This window comes from Caldinitratiruptor microaerophilus (genome assembly GCF_025999835.1).
In the GTDB taxonomy this organism is placed as follows: domain Bacteria; phylum Bacillota; class Sulfobacillia; order Symbiobacteriales; family ZC4RG38; genus Caldinitratiruptor; species Caldinitratiruptor microaerophilus.
This window is the reverse complement of the sequence record NZ_AP025628.1, coordinates 26731-44613: the sequence shown is the minus strand read 5'-3', so window position 1 is coordinate 44613 and position 17883 is coordinate 26731. Positions and strand designations below refer to the sequence as shown.

Genomic DNA, 17883 nt, shown 5'->3' with positions numbered 1-17883 from the left:
AAACCCGCACGCGAGGTAAAAAATCAACGGAACACGTTTGTTACCATAGTCGGACGACCGCTCGTCTCCCCGCTGCCCGCGCCCCGAAGCTGGCACGAGGACGCGAAAAGGGCAGCCCCAGCGGGCTGCCCTCCGGAGCGGTGAACCCGCGCCCTCCCCGGGCCGGCCTCACACCTCGGTCAGCACGTTCACCCAGATGCCGTTGTCCGTGCCCCGGACCACCAAGTGGATGCGGTCGTGCCACCCCACCACCGCGGGAGCCGAGGGCGTCCGCCCCTCGGGCACCGTGAACCAGGGGCCCCACGTCCACCACCGCGTCAGGGCCCGGTTGCGGACGACCTGCTCGCGCGTGGTGGTGAACAGGTACAGGTTGCCCCGCCATAGGGCCGCCGCGGGCGCGGTGGGGGTTCCCTCCGTCCCCGGCACGTCTCGCCAGCCAGCCCAGTCGCCGCGCCGGTCCATGCGGTTCCAGCGCACCTCACCGCCGGGGGTCCGCACGAAGACCACCAGCCGGCCCGCAAAGGCGATGGCGGCCGGTGCCGCGTCCGTCCGCACGTCGTCCGGCACGCGCGACCAGCCGGACCAGCGGCCCTGGGCGTCGCGCCGGTTCAGGTACACGAGGTTGTCGGTGCCGCGCACCACCACGTAGAGGTTGTCGAGGAACTCGGCCGCGGCCGGGGCCGAGGGCGTGCGCCCGGCGCCGGGGACCTCGCTCCAGCCGGTCCAGCGGCCGCCGGCGTCGACCGAGTTGATGTAGATGCGGTCATCGGTGCCCCGCACCACCACGTGCAGGCGGCCGGCCTGGACCGCGGCAGACGGGGCCGCCGGCGTCCGGCCCTCGCCCGGGACCTCCGTCCACCCGGTCCACCCGGACCGTATGTCGAACCGGTTGAAGTAGATCCGGTCGTCCGTGCCCTTGACCACCGCCCAGAGCGTGTCACGGAAGACGGCAAGTGCCGGAGCGTCGTCCGTCGCGCCCGCCGGGAAGCGCCACCAGCCCAGCCACTCGATCGGATCGCCGGCCTCCGCGGACCCGGCGAACTCGTCCGGGTCGCGTTCCTCGGAGCCGGTCACCGCACGGAGCGGCCACGCGGGGGCGGGAATGGCCGGAAGAGCCGTCCAGGCGACCACGGGGGCCCAGGGAACGCCCCACAGCCCCACGGGCACCGGTCCCACGGGGCCGCTCACGCCGAAGGGCACCATGGACCACACGTCGAACACCACCGACCCATCCCTTCCTGGTAGGAGGATCGGTCCAGCATACGCCATGCCGCCGGAGGATGCCCCCGGCCGGCCTGCCTACCCGGCGACCGTGTAACCGCCGGCCGCCAGCACCCGCCGGGCGATGCGCCGGCCCAGCGCGACCCGGTTGACGGGATCGCGCCGCGCGAGCTTGCGCACCACGGCGAGCTGGCTGCGGAGCGCGTCGCCTTCCTCGATGGCGGCCAGGAGCCTCCTTGCGGTCGACTCGATCCGGTCGAACGCGTCGTGCGTGGCCGCCGTGGCCAGGTCGACGTGGCCCTGGGCGTCCTCGGGGCCCGACCGGAGGACCGCCTTGCGGGCGCGGAGGATGGCGCTCTCCATGGCGAAGAGGTCGATGACCATGTCGGCCACCCCGGCGAGGAGCTCCTGCTCGCCTTCGAGGGCCGTCCCGTACTTCTGCACGCCGAGCCCGGCCACCATGAGGGTCAGCTTGCGGGCGGCCTCGACGAGCCAGGACTCCACCTCCAGGGGGACCGCGCCGGCCGGTACCGGCGGAACCAGGGTGACGAGCTCGCGCTGGAGCTGCTCCATCGCCGGCAGGAGCGCCAGGTCGCCCTTCAGGGCGCGGCGCACGAGTTCGCCCGGGACCAGCAGCCGGTTGATCTCGTTCGTGCCCTCGAAGATGCGGTTGATCCGTGCGTCACGGAAGGCCCGCTCCACCTCGTACTCCCGCATGTAGCCGTAGCCGCCGTGGATCTGCACGCCCTCGTCCACCACGAAGTCGAGGACCTCGGAGGCGAAGACCTTGTTGGCCGAGGCCTCCACCGCGTACTCGTGGATGGCCCGGGCCGAGAGCCGACCGGCATCCTCCGCGCCGGGGTCGATCTCCGCCAGCCCCTCCTCCAGGAGGCCGGCCGTGCGGTAGACCATGCTCTCGGCCGCGTAGGTGCGGACGGCCATGTCGGCGAGCTTCTGCTGGATCAGGGGGAACGAGGCGATGGGCCGGCCGAACTGGTGCCGCTCCTGCGCGTACCGCGCCGCCAGACCCAGGACGTGCTTCGACGACCCGACGCAGCCGGCGGCGAGCTTGAACCGGCCGATGTTCAGGATGTTGAAGGCGACCTGGTGGCCCTTGCCCACCTCGTGCAGGACGTTGGCCACCGGGACCTGCGCGTCCTGGAGGATCACCTGGACCGTCGACGACCCCAGGAGCCCCATCTTGTGCTCCTCGGCGCCGGTGCTGACCCCGGGGAAGCCCCGCTCCACGATGAAGGCCGTGAACTTCTCGCCGTCGACCTTCGCGTAAAGGACGAACACGTCCGCGAAGCCGCCGTTCGAGATCCACTGCTTGGTGCCGTTCAGGATGTAGTGCTGCCCGTCGGGGCTGAGCCGGGCCGTGGTGCGGGCCGACAGCGCGTCGGACCCCGACTCGGGCTCGGTCAGCGCGTAGGCCGCGATCTTCTCGGCGCTGGCCAGCGCCGGCAGGTAGCGCGCCTTCTGGTCGCGGTTCCCGAAGAAGACGATCGGCAGGGTGCCGATCCCCGTGTGGGCGCCGAAGGTGACGGCGAAGGACGCGCCGGGACCCATGTTCTCGGTCACGACCGCCGCCGTGACCTTGTCCAGCCCCAGACCCCCGAACTCCTCGGGAATCTCGATCCCGGTCAAGCCGAGCTCCGCCGCCCGGCGCAGCAGCCGGACGTTGTGCTCGAACTCGTGCCGCTCCATCGCGGGGAGCGCGGGCCACACCTCCCGCTCGACGAACTCCCGCACCGTGTCGCCGATCGCCCGCTGCTCCGCGGACAGGTCCTCCGGGGTGAAGACGTCCTCCGGCGCCGCCGCTTCGATCAGGAAACTGCCGCCCTTGTGTCGGGTCATGACCGGTGTTCCTCCCTCGTCGGACGGGTCTCGGATGGTCAGGCGACGAACTCGAAGACGCCGGCCGCGCCCATGCCGCCACCGACGCACATGGTGACCACGCCGTACCGGGCCCCGCGGCGGCGCGCCTCGTGCATGAGGGTCACGGTCTGGCGGCAGCCGGTGCAGCCCAGGGGATGGCCCAGGGCGATGGCGCCGCCGTTCGGGTTCACGCGGGCCGGGTCGAGGCTCAGCTCACGAATCACGTAGAGGGACTGCGAGGCGAACGCCTCGTTCAGCTCGATGAGGTCCACCTGGTCCAGGGTGACGCCGGCCTTGCGCAGCGCCTTCGGCACGGCCAGGACCGGGCCGATGCCCATGATGTCCGGGTCGACCCCGGCGGTGGCGTAGCCCCGGAACACGGCCAGCGGCCTCAGGCCCAGCTCCTGCGCCCGCCGGGCCGACATGACGACCACCGCGGCCGCCCCGTCGCTCATCTGCGAGGAGTTCCCGGCCGTGACGGTCCCGCCCGCGGCGAAGGCCGGCTTGAGGGCGGCCAGGGCCTCCATGGAGGTGTCCGTGCGCACGCCCTCGTCCGTGTCCACCAGCCGCTCTTCGGCCACCGGGCGGCCTCCGTCCATCCGCACGCGGCGGACCGGCACCGGCACGATCTCCTCCCGGAAGCGCCCCTCCCGGATCGCCGCGGCGGCACGCCGGTGGCTCTCGAGGCCGAAGGCGTCCTGCTCCTCCCGGCCGATGCCGAAGCGCCGGGCCACCTCCTCGGCGGTGTGGCCCATGGCCATGTAGTACGCCGGGGCCGACTCCATGAGGCGCGGGTTCGGGGCGATCTTGAAGCCCGGGATGTAGACCCGGCTCATGCTCTCCACCCCGCCGGCCACCGCGACGTCGACGGTCCCGGTCATCACCCGGTGCGCGGCCATGGCGATGGCCTCGAGCCCGGACGAGCAGAACCGGTTCACGGTCATGGCCGGCACGCTCGCCGGCAGCCCGGCGAGGGCCGAGGCGATCCGGGCCACGTTCATCCCCTGCTCGCCCTCCGGGATGGCGCAGCCCAGGATCACGTCCTCCACCTCGCCCGGCTCGAGCCCGGGCGTCCGGGCGAGCACTTCCCGGATGGCCAGGGCTGCCAGGTCGTCGGGCCGCACGGTGGCGAGGGCCCCCCGGGCCTTGCCGATCGGGGTCCGCACGCCGGCGACGATCACCGCGTCCTGCAAGAAGATCCCCTCCCTGCTCAGCAGCGACTCAGTTCCGCAGCGGGCGGCCCGTCTGCAGGAGGTGCGCCATGCGGGCCTGGCTCAGGGGTTCGCCGCACAGGCTCAGGAACGCCTCGCGTTCGAGGTCCAGGAGGTACTGCTCGTCGACCAGGGTGCCGGCCGGCAGGTCGCCGCCCGTGAGGACGTGGGCGATCTTGCGGGCCACCTTCGCGTCGTGCTCGGTGGCCTGACCGGCGTTGCGCAGCGTGTAGATGCCGAGCTCCAGCACGGCACGGCCGTCGGGGCCCAGGACGGGGATCCGCTCCGGCGCCGGGGGCACGTACCCCGCCCGGTCGAGCGCCAGGACCTCGGCCTTCGCCTCGGCGAGGAGCAGGTCCCGGTTCATGACGATCCGGTCCGTCGCCCGCAGGTACCCGAGCTGCGCGGCCTCGGCGGCCGACCCCGACACCCGCGCCGTGGCGATGGCCTCGAACGCGCGGTTGACGAAGGGCTGGGCATCGACCGGCCCCGGCAGCTGGCTCTGCACCCTGGGCACCTGCCGGGTCATCCGCACCGCCATCTCCTTGGTGCCGCCGCCGGCGGGGATGAGGCCCACCCCCACCTCCACGAGCCCCATGTAGAGCTCGGCCGCCGCCACCACCCGGTCAGCGTGGAAGGCGATCTCGGCCCCGCCGCCCAGCGTCATCCCGTAGGGCGCCACCACGACGGGCCGGGGCAGGTAGCGCAGCGTCATGTTGGCGGACTGGAACTCCCGCACGGCCTGGTCGATCTCGTCCCAGTCCTCATCCTGGGCCGCCATGAGGATGAGCACCAGGTTGGCGCCCACGCTGAAGTTCGGCGCCTCCGCGGAGATGACGAGGCCGCGCCAGTTCCGCAGGACCTCGCCGGCGGCGAAGCGCACGGCCGCCACGTAGTCCTGGCCGATCGCCTGCTTCGGCCCGTGCAGCTCCAGGCCCAGGACCTCGTCGCCCAGATCCACCAGGGTGGCGCCGGGCCAGGCCTTCACGACCCGGGTCGGGTCGGCCTTCTGCACGGTGAAGCTGAGGGGCCCGTCGGCCCGCGGGCCGGGCGGGTAGAAGCGGTCCTTCTCGCGCACCCAGTCGGGAACCTGCACCCCTTCGGCCTCCATGCGGACCACGGTCTCCCGGACCCCCAGGGCTTCCCACGCCTCGAACGGGCCGAGCTCCCAGCCGAAGCCCCACCGCATGGCCCGGTCGACAGCCGCCACGTCGCCGCCGGCGATCTCGTCCAGCCGGGCGGCGCAGAAGGCCAGCACGTCTCGCAGGACCTCCCAGGCGAAGCGGCCGGCCGGGTCGCCGGCCGAGACGAGCGCGCGCAGGCGCGCCCCCGGGTCGGCGACGTTCCGGGCCTGGTCCAGGGAGGCGAAGCGGACCTTCTTCCGGGGCCGGTACTCGAGCGTCTGGAGGTCGAGGGCCAGGATCTCGCTCTCCCCGCTTGCGCCCTTCACCTTCTTGAAGAAGCCCTGGCCGGCCTTGTCGCCGGTCCAGCCGCGGCGCAGCATCTCCTCGATGTACGGCGGCAGCTCGAGGGCATCGCGCTCCGCCGGATCGGCCACCCGGGCCCGCGTGTTGCGGGCGACGTGCGCGAACACGTCCAGTCCGACCAGGTCGAGGGTGCGGAAGGTCGCACTCTTCGGCCGCCCCATCGCGGGGCCGGTGATGGCGTCCACCTCGTCGACGCCCAGGCCGAACCGCGCCATGGCCCGCAGGGTGACCGCCAGCCCGTAGGTGCCGATCCGGTTGGCGATGAAGTTCGGCGTGTCACGGGCGATCACCACGCCCTTGCCCAGCACCCGGGTGGCGAAGGACCGGACGAAGGACACGACCTCGGGGTCGGTATCCGGCGTCGGGATGACCTCCAGGAGCTTCAGGTAGCGCGGCGGGTTGAAGAAGTGGGTGCCCAGGAAATGGGGGCGAAGCTCGGCGGGCAGGGCCTCCGCCTGGGCGGCGATGGACAGGCCCGACGTGTTCGAGCTGAGCACGGTGCCCGGCTGCACGTGGGGCGCCACCCGGCGCCACAGGTCCTGCTTGACCCCCAGGTCCTCCACCACGGCCTCGAGCACCCAGTCGGCCTCGCGCAGCCGGGGCAGATCGTCCTCGAGGTTGCCCGGGGTGATCCGGTCGGCCGCCTCGGCGGTGAACAGGGGCGGCGGCTTCATCCTCCGGAGCCGCTCCACGGCCTGGGTGGCAAGACGGCTCCGGACCCGGGGATCGGACAGGGTGAGGCCCCGGCGCTGCTCCTCCGGAGTGAGAGAATCCGGCACGATATCGAGGAGGAGCACCTCGAGCCCGCAACTGGCCAGGAGGGCCGCGATCTGGGAACCCATGAGGCCGGCGCCCAGGACCGCGGCCCGGCGGATGGTCGTGGCCACGCGAAATTCCCCCCTCGCAGCGGTGCTGAGCTGCTGCCAACTCATTTCGCTGCCGGGGGCGAATTACCTGCCGACCGGACGGTAGGTTTTTTGCTAGTGCGCCTCGGGACGGGGACCCTGGCCGCTGCCGGTGTCGCCCGGAACCGGCGGCAAGGGCGGCGGCCCGGGATCGCGCTCGATCGCCGCCGGCGGAGGACGCCAGCGCCCGGCGGCCGGCACCATCCTCTGCTGGACCGAGGCCGGCCCGACCCCCACCGTGTGGGCGCCGGCCGCCCCGGCGGGCGGGGGGTCCACGGCCCGCACCCCGGCCCGTCCGGGCGCCCACGCACCGGTGGCCGCCGCGCCCATGAGCTCTGTCGGGCTCAGCATGGCCAGGGCGACGAGTCCGGCCGTGCCCAGCACCAGGGCCGAGAAGTAGAAGGGCACGGCGCGACCCATGCCCATGAGGATGCCGTACACCGGGGGACCGAGTGCGACGCCGAAGAAGCGCGCCGCGCTGTACGTGGCCGTGAGCATCCCCCGCTCCTCCTCGGCCACGGCCGACGTGACCAGCGTGTTCAGGGTGGGCAGCACCAGGCCCGTGCCGACCCCCAGGACCACCATGCCGGCGAAGAACACCCAGTCGGCGGCCCCCCGGGCCGGCTGGGCCCCTCCCAGGAGCGGCACGAGGAGCATCGCCGCCGCCCCCAGCCCAAGGCCCCCCACGACGGCGGGCTTGAGCAGGCGCTGGCTCGAGACCAGGCGGTTACCGGTCAGGTACGAGGTGACGGACATGGCCAGGACGGGGATGGCCAGGACGCCGCCCTTGGGGATGCCGTCGAGGGCGTACTTGACCTCGAGCGTCTCGGAGAGGTAGAAGAGGATGCCGAAGAGGATCGAGAGCGCCACCGTCCCGGCCAGGAAGGCCGCGGCCAGCGATCCTGCCTTGTCGCGGAACACGGCCCACACCCGCCGCAGGTAGCCGCCGAGCGCGGGCTGGGCGCGCCCCACGGCGGGCTCACGCGTGAGAAACCAGACGGCGGCGATGGCGGGCACGGTCAGGAGCGCGTAGCCCAGGAACACCGCGTACCAGCTCAGGAGGCCGATCGCCGAACCCAGGATGGGGGAGAGCACCTTCCCCAGCCCGTTGGACGCCTCCAGGGCGCCCAGTGCCCGCGCGCGCTCGCTCGACTGGAAGATGTCCCCGGCCATCGCCATCGCGACGGGGGCGGTCCCCGCCGCCCCGATCCCCTGGACGGCGCGGCCCAGGAGCACCACCGGGAAGGCCTTGTCCCCGAGGCCCACCGCCCCCAGGAAGGCGATCACCCCCCCCAGCGCGTACGCCGCGAGGGCGGGGACGATCACCACCCTGCGGCCGTAGCGGTCCGAGAGGTACCCCGCCAGGGTGATGGCGATCCCGGCCGGGATGGAGAACGCCGTGATGGCCAGGCCCGACTGTGCCCGGGTCAGGTGCAGCGCTTCCCGCATCCCCGGGAGCACCGGGATCAGCATCGAGTTGCCGAGCACCATGATGAACGGGACCGTGCACAGCGCAGCCAGCTGCCAGGCGACCCGGGCGCGCACGGGCCATCCCTCCCCTGCCGGCGCCGTCGCCGGCTCCGGCGTTAGGATGCGCAGTCATGCGGCCTGCGCTGCACCATAGCCTTTACCAGCGGGCAAGCCACGGGGCAGCGGGGGGAAGGCGGTGGGGGACGAGCGGCTCATCCTCCTGTTCCTCATGATCCTCGGCGTGGTGGCGCGAAACGGCCTGATCGTGGTCTCCGCGGCTCTCCTGATCGTGCTCCAGCACCTGCGGCTGGACGCGCTCTACCCGCACCTCGAGGAGCGGGGAGTCGAGCTCGGCCTCATCCTCCTCCTCATCGCCGTGTTGGTGCCCTTCGCCTCGGGCCGGATCGGGGTGGAGGAGATCCGCGGCGCCATCCTCTCCGCCGACGGGCTGGCGGCCATCGCCGGTGGGATGCTGGCGGCCGCCCTGTCCGGGCGGGGGATCGCCCTCCTCCAGGGGCGGCCCGAGGTGATCGTCGGGCTCGTGATCGGGTCCGTCCTGGGGGTGGTCCTCCTGCGGGGCATCCCGGTCGGCCCGCTCGCCGCGGCGGGGTTCACGGCGGTCCTGCTGCGGCTTCTCGGCCGCCTGTGAGAGGGGGCGTCCGCGCGTGGAGGAGCCGCTCGTACGCGGCATGATCGCCCTGCGGGTGATCTCGGCCTGCATCGAGGTCGGGGCGGCCGCGGCCATGCTGCGGCTCAACCGGGCGGAGCAGGTGCTGCGCCTCAACGCCCTCCTGGGCCTGGTGGGCCCGACGGTCTTCCTCCTCGTCAGCGCTCTGGGCCTGACGGCCCTCGCCGGCCGGGTATCCCCGGCGCGCTTCGGGCTGGTGGCGCTGGGGGTGCTGCTGGTGCTTCTCGGGACGCGCGGGAGCCCGTGACCGCCCCGAGCACACAGGGCGGCAGGCCCGGCAGGGGCCTGCCGCCCTCGCGCGGCGGTTGGGTCGCCTCAGGAGCCCTCCGCCCGCAGGAGCGTGCCCCGGGGCCCGACGGTGAGGCCCATCTGGCGCAGGCGCCGGCCCAGGAGCCCTCCCACCCGGCCCGATTCCGCCGCGGTGAGCATCCCCCAGCCCTGCTCGCGCACCTTGTCCCCCAGCCCCACTTCCTCGGCGATCTGGAGCTTCAGCAGGTCCAGGGGCGTGGGGGGCTTCGGTCTGGCTCCCCGCTTGGCTCTGGCCACGCGCAACACCTCCGGCCCTAGTGTCCCCGGACGGGCCGGCAACCACAGCAGCCGGAAGGATTGAGACCATTGCAGGGAGAATATCGAACGCCGTGCATTGGTCAGGGATCGGGGCTGCGGGCCCGGACGAGGAGGATTGCGCGCGATGCCTGTACGCATCATCGGGCTGGACTGGAAGGGCGGCCCCTACACGCACTCGTTCGACATCGTGGACGTCCCCCACCGCCCGGGCGTCTTCAAGCTGCACTTCCGCGAGGCAGACGGCTCCTGGCGGGTAGTCCTGGTCGGCGAGGCCGAAAACCTGTACGAGGCGCTCATCGCCCACCTCGTGTCGACCGCGCCGGACCCGCGGGTCCAGGAGCTCGTGCGCACGGGCAACTGCGCCTACTCGTACGCGGAACTCGCCGACCCGGAGGAGCGCAGGGCCGCGCTGCGCTCCCTCGTGGAGCACTTCCGGCCCGAACTGAATGACCCGGCCGCCTTGCCCGAGGCCGGCATCCGGGTCGAGGTCAACCCGAACTGAAAGGTCGTCGGACCGGCATGGAGGGCGTGGACACCGGAAGGAGACCCCCGGACTACGTGCTCCTGGGCGCGGTCATGGCGCTCGTGGGGATCGGGGCCGTCATGGTGTTCAGCTCGAGTTTCTACTCGGCCCAGACGGTGCAGCAGGACCCGTTCTTCTACCTGCGGCGGGAGGTCGCCTGGATCGGTCTGGGAGTCGCGTCGATGCTGGCCGCCCTCGCCGTGGAGCCGCACCGGTGGGCGCGGGCCCTGCCCTGGTTGTTCCCGGCCGGGGTGGGGCTCCTCCTCATCGTGCTCCGGCCGATCCCCGGCATCGTCGACCCCATCAACGGGGCGACCCGGTGGATCGACCTGGGCCCCTTCCTCCTCCAGCCGTCCGAGTTCGCCAAGCCGCTCGTCGTCCTGTTCGCCGCCAACTTCCTCGCGCGCAAGAGCCACCGGCTCCGGCACCTCACCGAGGTGACCCTGCCGTTGACGGCGGTGGTCGCCTTCGTCGCCTTTCTGATCTACAAGCAGCCCAACTTCTCCACGGCCGCCCTCATCGCCGCCACGGCCGGCCTCATGCTGTTCGTCGCCGAGGTCCCCCTCACCCACCTCGCCCTGCTGGCGGCTGGTGGCCTGCCCGCCCTGTACTACCTGGCCTTCGCCCACGGGTACCGGGCGAGGCGGCTGAGCGCCGCCTGGTGGGACCCCCTCCGGGACGCCCAGGGCGCCAGCTTCCAGGTGGCGCAGGCCCTTTACGGCATCGGCTCCGGGGGCTGGCTGGGCGTCGGGCTCGGCAGCGGCAAGCAGAAGCTCGGGTGGCTGCCGTACGAGTTCACGGACATGATCTTCGCGGTCATCGCCGAGGAGCTGGGGTTCGTCGGCGCCCTCACCGTCCTCCTGCTCTTCGCCGTGGTGTTCTGGCGGGGGCTGCGCATCGCCGCGGAGGCCCCCGACCGCTTCACCCAGCTCGTGGCCTTCGGCCTCACGAGCATGTTGGCACTGCAGACCATCCTCAACATCGCCGTGGTGACCGCCAGCCTGCCGCCGACGGGCATCCCCCTGCCCTTCATCACGTACGGCGGGTCGTCCATGATCGCCAACATGGGCATGGTCGGCATCTTGCTCGCCATCAGCCGCCTGCCGCCACGGAGCGCCCAGGCCGGCGGGTTGGCTGCCGGGGCGGCCTTCACGCCGCCTCCGGGTGCAGGAGGGCAACCAGCGCCTCCGCTCCGTCCCAGAGACGCTGGGACGGCCGGCAGTAGAGGCCCTCTTCCACCACGTGGATACGCCCCTCCCGCACGGCCGGAATCCGGTCCCAGCCGGGCCGGCCGGCGATCCGCCGCACGTCGATCTTCTCGGTGGGAACCCCGGGCCAGCAGGCCAGAATGACCTCCGGCGCCCGGGCCACCACCTCTTCGTGGCGGGGGCGGACCTGCGGGCCCGGCTGATCGGCGAAGACGTTCTCGCCGCCGGCCCAGCGGGTGACCGCGGTGAGCCAGTTGTCCCGCCCCGGGGTCATGAGCGGGCTGGGCCACCAGTCCCAGAAGACCCGCACGGGGGCGAGCCCGGCCACCCGGGCCCGCAGCGCCGCCGTGCGGGCCTCCAGCTCGGCCACGAGCCGCTCGCCCGCCTCGCGCCGCCCCGTCAGGGCGGCCAGCTCGCGGATCTCCTGCAGGATCCCGGTCGGGTCCTTCGGATCGCTCACCCAGTGCGGGATGCCGGCCGCCCGCAGCGCTTCCACGTTCCGCTCCATGCCCGGAACCGTCAGCGACGCCAGGACGAGGTCCGGGCGGAGCGCCCGGATGGCGTCCAGGTCCACGGCGAGGTCTGAGCCCACGCGCGGCAGGTGCTGGAGCTCGGGCGGCCAGTCGGAGTAATCGTCGATCCCGACGATCTCGCCGCCGAGCCCCAGCGCCCAGGCGATCTCCGTGTTGCTCGGGCAGATGGACACGATCCGCATGGGAGGGCACACCTCCGGTCGAGCAGGGCCGCGCCGCCGCGGGGGCCGTCACGCCGGCCGCGCCGCGCGGGCGGCCGCGTCCACGAACGCGGCGAAGAGGCGGGCCTGCTCGGGTGCCGCGCGCCACAGGAGTTCCGGGTGCCACTGCACCCCCACGGCGAACCGGAGGCCGGGAGCCTCGATCGCCTCCACGATCCCGTCGGGCGCCAGCCCGCACGCCGTGAATCCCGGGGCGATCCGGCCCACGGACTGGTGGTGCACCGAGTTCGTCATCCACTCCGCGCCCCCCAGGATACCGGCCAGGCGGCTGCCCGGTGCGAGGGCAACCCCGTGGGCGGCCTTCTCCCCGGACTGCCAGTGGTCGAGGGGGGCAGGCACGGCCAGGCGGACGTCCTGGTAGATGTCGCCTCCGGCGGCGATGTTGAGGACCTGGTGCCCACGGCAGATTCCCAGCACCGGCATGTCCCGTGCCAGGGCCTCCCGGACGAGCGGGATCTCGAACCGGTCCCGCAGGGGCTGCTTCAGGCGCGGCTTCTCCCTCTCCGGCTGGCCGAACCACGCCGGGTCCACGTCCCCGCCGCCGGTGAGGAGGAGCCCGTCCAGCCGGTCCAGGAGCGCCCGCACCCGCTCCGCCAGGGCGGGGCCGGGCTCCCCGCCGGGCGGCCCTTCCACCTCGACGTCGGGCCCCGGGGGCGCCAGGAGCACGGGCACCCCGCCCGCCGCCTCGACCGCCTCGACGTAGGGACGGGGCACGAACCACTCCGTCTGGTCCTCAGCGAGCTTGCACGTGATCCCGATCAGCGGTCCCAACGAGTTCCCCTCCTGCCGCCGCCCGCCGCTCCCGTGGGTAGGCGCAGACGTCCGCGAGCGGGCACGCGTCGCAGCGAGGCTGACGGCTCACGCAGATCTCCTTGCCCAGAGCGACGATCTGGGCGTGGAAGTCCCCAAGGAGCACCCCGTCCCGGGGGAGGTGGGCGTGGAAGAACGCCTGCATGGCATCGTACGGCGTGTCGGGGCCGGTGAACGCCCCCAGGCGGTGGAAGGTACGGCGGGTGTAGGCATCGACCACCATGACCGGCCGGCCTGCCGCGTAGCACAGGATCGAGTCGGCCGTCTCGGGCCCCACCCCCGGCAAGGTCAGGAGTTCGCCGCGCAGTTCGTCCGCGGGGCGGCGGAGGAGCGCCTGGAGGTCACCGCCGTAACAGGTGAAGAGATGGTCCAGGAAGGCCTTGAGCCGCCGCGTTTTCTGCCGGAAGTACCCCGCCGGGCGGATGAGGGTCTCCACCAGCTCCGGCGGCGCGGAGTGAAGCGCCGCCGGCTCCAGGAGCCCCGCGCCCCGCAGCGCGCGGATGGCGCGGTCCACGTTGGACCAGGCGATGTTCTGGGTCAGGTACGCGCCAACGATGACCTCGAACGCCGTCTCGGCCGGCCACCACTGCTGGTATCCGAAGTGGGCGAGGAGCCGGTCGTATACCCCGCGGAGCCACGGGCCCCACCCGCCGGAAGGCGGGGGGGCCACGGCGATCCAGTCGGCGCTACGTCTGACAGGAGCAGGCATCGACACGCCCCCGGGTGCCGCGGTCTTCGCTGACCTTACGAATTGGCCGCCGCGGCGCCGCGTTCCTGCCGGGTGGCCCCACCTCAGACATCCCGGAGCGACGCCACCGTGGCGGCATCGAGCTTCTGGATGACCTTCGCCACCAGACGGGCGGCGTTCTCCATGTCGTCGCGGTGGATGATCGAGGCGTGGCTGTGGATGTACCGAGTGGCGAAGCCGATCACGATGCTCGGCACCCCGCTCTCGTTCAGGTGGAACCGGCCGGCGTCGGTGCCGCCTCCGGCCATCGCGTCGAACTGGACGGGGATGCCCTCGGCGCGGGCCGTCTCCACGACGAGGTCCCTGAGCCGCACGTTCGGGACCATGGTCGCGTCGTACAGGAGGATCACCGGGCCGCCGCCCAGCTTCGCCTGCACCTCGCCCTCCTTCATCCCCGGGGTGTCTCCGGCGATGCCCACGTCCAGGGCGAAGGCCACGTCGGGCTTCACCGTGTTCACCAGGGTCTGGGCGCCCCGCAGCCCCACCTCCTCCTGGACGGTGGCACCGGCGTAAACCACGTTCGGGTGCTCCGCGCCCTGAAGGTGCCGGAGAACCTGGATCGCCACCGCGCACCCGGCCCGGTTGTCCCACGCCTTCGCCATGAGGAGCTTGGGGTTCGGCATCACCGTGAAGGGGCAGATCGGGACGATCGGGTCTCCGGGCCGGACGCCGAAGCCTTCCGCCTCTTCCCGGCTGCTCGCTCCGACGTCGATGAACATGTCCTTGCGGTCGACGACCTTCTTCCGCTCCTCCTGGCTCAGCACATGCGGAGGCTTGGACCCGATGACCCCGACGATGTCGCCCTTGTGCGTGCGGACGAGGACCCGCTGGGCGAGCATGACCTGTTCCCACCAGCCGCCGAGGGGCTGGAACTTCAGGAACCCCTTCTCCGTGATCGTCGTGACCATGAACCCGACCTCGTCCATGTGGCCGGCGACCAGGATCTTGGGGCCACCCTCTCGCCCGACCTTCCGGGCGACGATCGAGCCCAGGTTGTCGGTCTCGATGCCACCGAGGGGCGACAGGTACTTCCGCATGATCTCCCGCACGGGCGCCTCGTAGCCTGGCACGCCGGGCGCCTCGGTCAGCTCGCGGTACATCGTCAGCAGGTCGTCCATCCGGTCCATGCCTCCTGTGGGTCCGTGGAATTGGCACCGAAAGGGGATTTCCCTTCACCAGTTTCCCAATCCTGCAGCCCCTTAGCCACCACCCCCGAACCAACCCGGCATACACGTGGCCGTGCATGCCGCGTTGTCCGGCATTGACCTCCGCGCCTACGCCCGCATGAGGACCTTCAGGGCCACGGCCACGAGGGTGGCGATCACCAGCCCGGAGGCGAAAAATACGGCGAATACCCGTCATCAGCAGGTCGAACGTGGTGATCGTGGTGAGGGTGAGGTTGAACACCTCGTCGGGGCCCGGACCCGCCAGCCGGCCGCGGTTCGAGCTCAGGTACGTCCCGATGAGCGAGGCGAAGAAGACGCACTCGGAAGAAATACGTGAGGCCCGCACCCCGGTGGGGTGCGGGCCTCACGACGAGGCGCCGTGGCCGCAGGACCGTACCGGATCAGCGGGCGCGCCCGGCACAGCCGAAGAGCTGCATCTTCTCCTTGATCTTGGCCTTCATCGCCTCCCGGGCGGGGCCGAGAAGCTTGCGGGGGTCGATCTCCCGGGGATGCTCCGCCATCTGCCGGCGCAGCTCCTCGACGAAGGCCTCCCGCAGCTCGGTATCGATGTTGATCTTGCGGATGCCGAGCTGGATCCCCCGCCGCACGTCCTCGTCCGGCACCCCCGAGCCGCCGTGCATGACCAGGAAGGCGCCCGTCTCTCTGTGCACCGCCTCGATGCGGTCGAACGCCAGCTTGGGCGGCAGCTTGTAGTGGCCGTGGGCGGTGCCGAACGCCATCGCCAGGGCGTCCACGCCCGTCGCCCGGTAGAACTCGATGGCATCGGAGACGGGGGTCAGGAGCGCCTCGCGCTCCTCGACGCGGATGTCGTCCTCCACGCCGCCGATCTTGCCGATCTCTCCCTCGACCGACACCCCGACCGCGTGGGCGATCTTCACGATTTCCTTCGTCCGGGCGATGTTCTCCTCCTTGGGCCACTGCGACCCGTCGAACATCACGGACGTGAAGCCGCGGCGGATGCAGCTGACGACGGTGGCGTAGTCCGTGCCGTGGTCGAGGTGCAGGGTCACGGGTACCTTCGCCTTCTGGGCCACGGCCTGCACCATGGCCGTGATCATGTCGAGGCCGGCGTACTTGATCGCGCCCTGGCTCGCCTGGATGATGACCGGCGCCTCCATCTCCTCCGCGGCCTCGACGATGGCCTGCACGATCTCCATGTTGTTCGCGTTGAAGGCGCCGACGGCGTACCCGCCGGCTTCGGCGGCCTCGAGCTGCTGCCTGAGCGGCACGAGCGGCATTCGCATCCCCCCTGAGGCGGGCGCCCCGCGGGCGCCTCTACGTGCTAAAGATTGTACATCCCCTCCCCGGTTCCTACCACGGCAGCCCGCCGGACGGACGAAAAGAGCCGTGCCTTGCCGGGGGCTGGCACGGCTCCGACGCGGCGGCGATCCGCCCCGGGGCGGGGGGAACGCACGTCAGACGGTGGCCTCCTCCCGCTCGGGCTGGACGATGGCCTCCTCGTTGGCGCCGCCGGGCGGCACGATCGGGTACACGTTCTCCTCCTGCTCGACCCGGGCGTCCAGGATGAACAGGCCGTCTGCGGCCTTGAGCGCCGCCATGGCTTCACGGAGCTGGCCCACCCGCTCGATCATCATGCCGCGGTGCCCGTAGGCCTCCGCGAGCTTGACGAAGTCCGGCAGGCCGGGCCGGAGGTCGACGTCCTTGTACCGCCCCTCGAAGAACAGCTGCTGCCACTGGCGGACCATGCCGAGGAACATGTTGTTCACGATGACGATCTTGATGCCCAGGTTCTCGGCGGCCGCCGTGCCCAGCTCCTGAATCGTCATCTGGAAGCTGCCCTCGCCGGTGATCAGCACGACCTCCCGGTCCGGGTTGGCGATCTTGGCGCCGATGGCTGCCGGCAGGCCGAAGCCCATGGTCCCCAGGCCGCACGAGCTGACCCACGTGCGCGGGTAGCGGCGCAGGCAGTAGTGCGCCGCCCACATCTGGTGCTGGCCCACGTCCGTGACCACGATCGCCTCGGGGCCGAACGTCTCCTGCACGGCCATGACCACTTCCTGGGGCTTCAGCCGCGCGGCCGGGTTGCGTTCCCCGTTCTCGAACTCGGGCGGGCTCAGCGCCAGGCCGGCGGACTCCCGGGCGTGCTCGGCTAGCTCCCGGATGCGCCGCGGCTTCTCGCCCCAGAGCGGGTGCTGGCGCTGCCAGGCGAGGACCTGATCGAGCCACGGGCGGTGGACCGGCGCCCGCCAGTCGCCGAGCGCGTCGAGGATCTGTCCCAGCACCGTGCCGGCGTCGCCCACGATCGGGATGTGGGCCGGGATGTTCTTCGAGATCTCCGCGGGGTCGATGTCGACGTGGATCACCTTGGCCAGCGGCGCGAAGCGCTGCGCCATGCCGGTCACCCGGTCGTCGAAGCGCATGCCGATGGCCACCAGGAGGTCGGAGTTGGCCACCGCCCGGTTGGCGGCCCACGTCCCGTGCATGCCGACGAGCCCGAAGAACAGCGGGTGGTCCATGGGGAAGGCGCCCAGGGAGGTGAGGGTCGACAGCACGGGCGCGTTCACCCGCTCCGCCAGCTCCCGGAAGCGCTCCGGCGCGCCGGGAGAGGCGATCACCCCGCCCCCGGTGATGAGCACCGGCCGGTGGGCGGCCTTGATCGCCGCGGCGGCCTTCTCCACCTGGGCGGCGTGCCCGACGTAGGTGGGCTTGTAGCCGGGGAGGTTCACCTTGTCCGGGTAGTACCACTTGAAGCGCGCGTACTGGACGTCCTTCGGGATGTCCACCAGCACGGGGCCGGGGCGGCCTGCCCGCGCCAGGTAGAACGCTTCCTTGATTATGCGGGGGAGGTCCGCGGGCTCCTGGACCAGGAAGTTGTGCTTGGTGATCGGCATGGTGACGCCCCAGACGTCGGCCTCCTGGAAGGCGTCGCGGCCGATCAGCGAGCGGGCCACCTGCCCCGTGATCGCCACGAGGGGGGTCGAGTCCATCATGGCGTCGGCCAGGCCGGTGACGAGGTTCATCGCACCGGGGCCCGAAGTGGCGAACACCACCCCCACCCGCCCGGTGGTCCGGGCGTAGCCCTCGGCGGCGTGGACGGCGCCCTGCTCGTGCCGGGTGAGCACGTGCCGGATCGGGGCGTCGTACAGGGCGTCGTAGATCGGCATGATGGCGCCGCCCGGGTAACCGAAGATGACCTCCACACCCTCCTCCAGCAGCGCCTTGATGAGGGCCTGCGAGCCCGTGACCTCCATGGCGTCCTGCCTCC

The 17883-nt window shown here is 72.1% G+C and carries 15 protein-coding genes and 1 pseudogene; 4 read left to right on the top strand and 12 right to left on the bottom strand.

Features of this window, described 5'->3' with window-relative positions:
* Positions 1 to 168: 168 nt before the first annotated feature.
* The 5 genes from caldi_RS00220 to caldi_RS00200 all read right to left on the bottom strand — a co-directional run bounded on the left by caldi_RS00220 (position 169) and on the right by caldi_RS00200 (position 8247).
* Entirely contained in the window at positions 169 to 1221 is a 1053-nt protein-coding gene (locus caldi_RS00220; protein ID WP_264843071.1) for a hypothetical protein, read from the bottom strand.
* A 78-nt stretch (positions 1222 to 1299) separates the two neighbouring features.
* Positions 1300 to 3078 carry an acyl-CoA dehydrogenase family protein gene (locus tag caldi_RS00215; protein WP_264843070.1) on the bottom strand — a complete coding sequence of 593 codons (1779 nt, stop codon included), beginning with the start codon at positions 3076 to 3078 and terminating at the stop codon, positions 1300 to 1302.
* Positions 3079 to 3116: 38 nt separating this feature from the next.
* Complete coding sequence (locus caldi_RS00210; protein WP_264843069.1) at positions 3117 to 4292, bottom strand: thiolase family protein; 1176 nt, start codon at positions 4290 to 4292, stop codon at positions 3117 to 3119.
* Between the two features lie 28 nt (positions 4293 to 4320).
* Positions 4321 to 6684, bottom strand: coding sequence for a 3-hydroxyacyl-CoA dehydrogenase/enoyl-CoA hydratase family protein (locus caldi_RS00205; RefSeq protein ID WP_264843068.1), 2364 nt, complete (start codon positions 6682 to 6684; stop codon positions 4321 to 4323).
* 93 nt (positions 6685 to 6777) lie between these two features.
* A complete protein-coding gene (locus caldi_RS00200) occupies positions 6778 to 8247 on the bottom strand; it encodes an MFS transporter (RefSeq protein WP_264843067.1) in 1470 nt (489 codons plus the stop codon).
* 121 nt (positions 8248 to 8368) lie between these two features.
* Between caldi_RS00200 and caldi_RS00195 the strand changes: the two genes are divergently transcribed.
* Positions 8369 to 8821 (top strand): DUF441 domain-containing protein, encoded by a 453-nt coding sequence (locus caldi_RS00195; protein ID WP_264843066.1) that lies wholly within the window; start codon positions 8369 to 8371, stop codon positions 8819 to 8821.
* A gap of 16 nt (positions 8822 to 8837) precedes the next feature.
* Positions 8838 to 9107, top strand: a complete 270-nt coding sequence (locus tag caldi_RS00190) for a YqhV family protein (protein WP_264843065.1) — start codon at positions 8838 to 8840, stop codon at positions 9105 to 9107.
* A gap of 68 nt (positions 9108 to 9175) precedes the next feature.
* On the opposite strand, the gene caldi_RS00185 is transcribed toward caldi_RS00190, so the two are convergent.
* Complete coding sequence (locus tag caldi_RS00185; protein ID WP_264843064.1) at positions 9176 to 9406, bottom strand: small, acid-soluble spore protein, alpha/beta type; 231 nt, start codon at positions 9404 to 9406, stop codon at positions 9176 to 9178.
* 145 nt (positions 9407 to 9551) lie between these two features.
* Between caldi_RS00185 and caldi_RS00180 the strand changes: the two genes are divergently transcribed.
* Both caldi_RS00180 and ftsW read left to right on the top strand, forming a co-directional pair.
* The gene (locus caldi_RS00180) at positions 9552 to 9929 is read left to right on the top strand and encodes a hypothetical protein (protein ID WP_264843063.1); all 378 of its coding nucleotides are present in this window, start codon (positions 9552 to 9554) and stop codon (positions 9927 to 9929) included.
* Between the two features lie 17 nt (positions 9930 to 9946).
* Positions 9947 to 11038, top strand: a pseudogene (gene ftsW / locus caldi_RS00175) (putative lipid II flippase FtsW); the annotation flags it as partial.
* A 61-nt stretch (positions 11039 to 11099) separates the two neighbouring features.
* Here ftsW and caldi_RS00170 read toward each other — a convergent pair.
* The 6 genes from caldi_RS00170 to caldi_RS00145 all read right to left on the bottom strand — a co-directional run bounded on the left by caldi_RS00170 (position 11100) and on the right by caldi_RS00145 (position 17869).
* Entirely contained in the window at positions 11100 to 11873 is a 774-nt protein-coding gene (locus caldi_RS00170) for a cobalamin-binding protein (RefSeq protein WP_264843062.1), read from the bottom strand.
* A 48-nt stretch (positions 11874 to 11921) separates the two neighbouring features.
* Positions 11922 to 12683 carry a gamma-glutamyl-gamma-aminobutyrate hydrolase family protein gene (locus tag caldi_RS00165; RefSeq protein ID WP_264843061.1) on the bottom strand — a complete coding sequence of 254 codons (762 nt, stop codon included), beginning with the start codon at positions 12681 to 12683 and terminating at the stop codon, positions 11922 to 11924.
* Positions 12646 to 13431 carry an endonuclease III domain-containing protein gene (locus caldi_RS00160; RefSeq protein WP_264843060.1) on the bottom strand — a complete coding sequence of 262 codons (786 nt, stop codon included), beginning with the start codon at positions 13429 to 13431 and terminating at the stop codon, positions 12646 to 12648. The genes caldi_RS00165 and caldi_RS00160 overlap by 38 nt, the downstream gene beginning before the upstream one ends.
* 83 nt (positions 13432 to 13514) lie before the next feature.
* Positions 13515 to 14588: a M42 family metallopeptidase gene (locus caldi_RS00155; protein WP_264843059.1), complete on the bottom strand. Its 1074-nt coding sequence runs from the start codon at positions 14586 to 14588 to the stop codon at positions 13515 to 13517.
* 449 nt (positions 14589 to 15037) lie between these two features.
* Entirely contained in the window at positions 15038 to 15895 is an 858-nt protein-coding gene (locus tag caldi_RS00150; protein ID WP_264843058.1) for a class II fructose-1,6-bisphosphate aldolase, read from the bottom strand.
* Between the two features lie 177 nt (positions 15896 to 16072).
* Entirely contained in the window at positions 16073 to 17869 is a 1797-nt protein-coding gene (locus caldi_RS00145) for a thiamine pyrophosphate-dependent enzyme (RefSeq protein WP_264843057.1), read from the bottom strand.
* Positions 17870 to 17883: the final 14 nt, after the last annotated feature.

Excerpts from the sequence above, each read along its gene's own strand:
- caldi_RS00215 (WP_264843070.1), bottom strand. The coding sequence starts at position 3,078 with ATGACCCGACACAAGGGCGGCAGTTTCCTGATCGAAGCGGCGGCGCCG.
- caldi_RS00180 (WP_264843063.1), top strand. The coding sequence starts at position 9,552 with ATGCCTGTACGCATCATCGGGCTGGACTGGAAGGGCGGCCCCTACACG.
- caldi_RS00170 (WP_264843062.1), bottom strand. The coding sequence starts at position 11,873 with ATGCGGATCGTGTCCATCTGCCCGAGCAACACGGAGATCGCCTGGGCG.
- caldi_RS00160 (WP_264843060.1), bottom strand. The coding sequence starts at position 13,431 with ATGCCTGCTCCTGTCAGACGTAGCGCCGACTGGATCGCCGTGGCCCCC.
- caldi_RS00155 (WP_264843059.1), bottom strand. The coding sequence starts at position 14,588 with ATGGACGACCTGCTGACGATGTACCGCGAGCTGACCGAGGCGCCCGGC.
- caldi_RS00150 (WP_264843058.1), bottom strand. The coding sequence starts at position 15,895 with ATGCCGCTCGTGCCGCTCAGGCAGCAGCTCGAGGCCGCCGAAGCCGGC.
- caldi_RS00145 (WP_264843057.1), bottom strand. The coding sequence starts at position 17,869 with ATGGAGGTCACGGGCTCGCAGGCCCTCATCAAGGCGCTGCTGGAGGAG.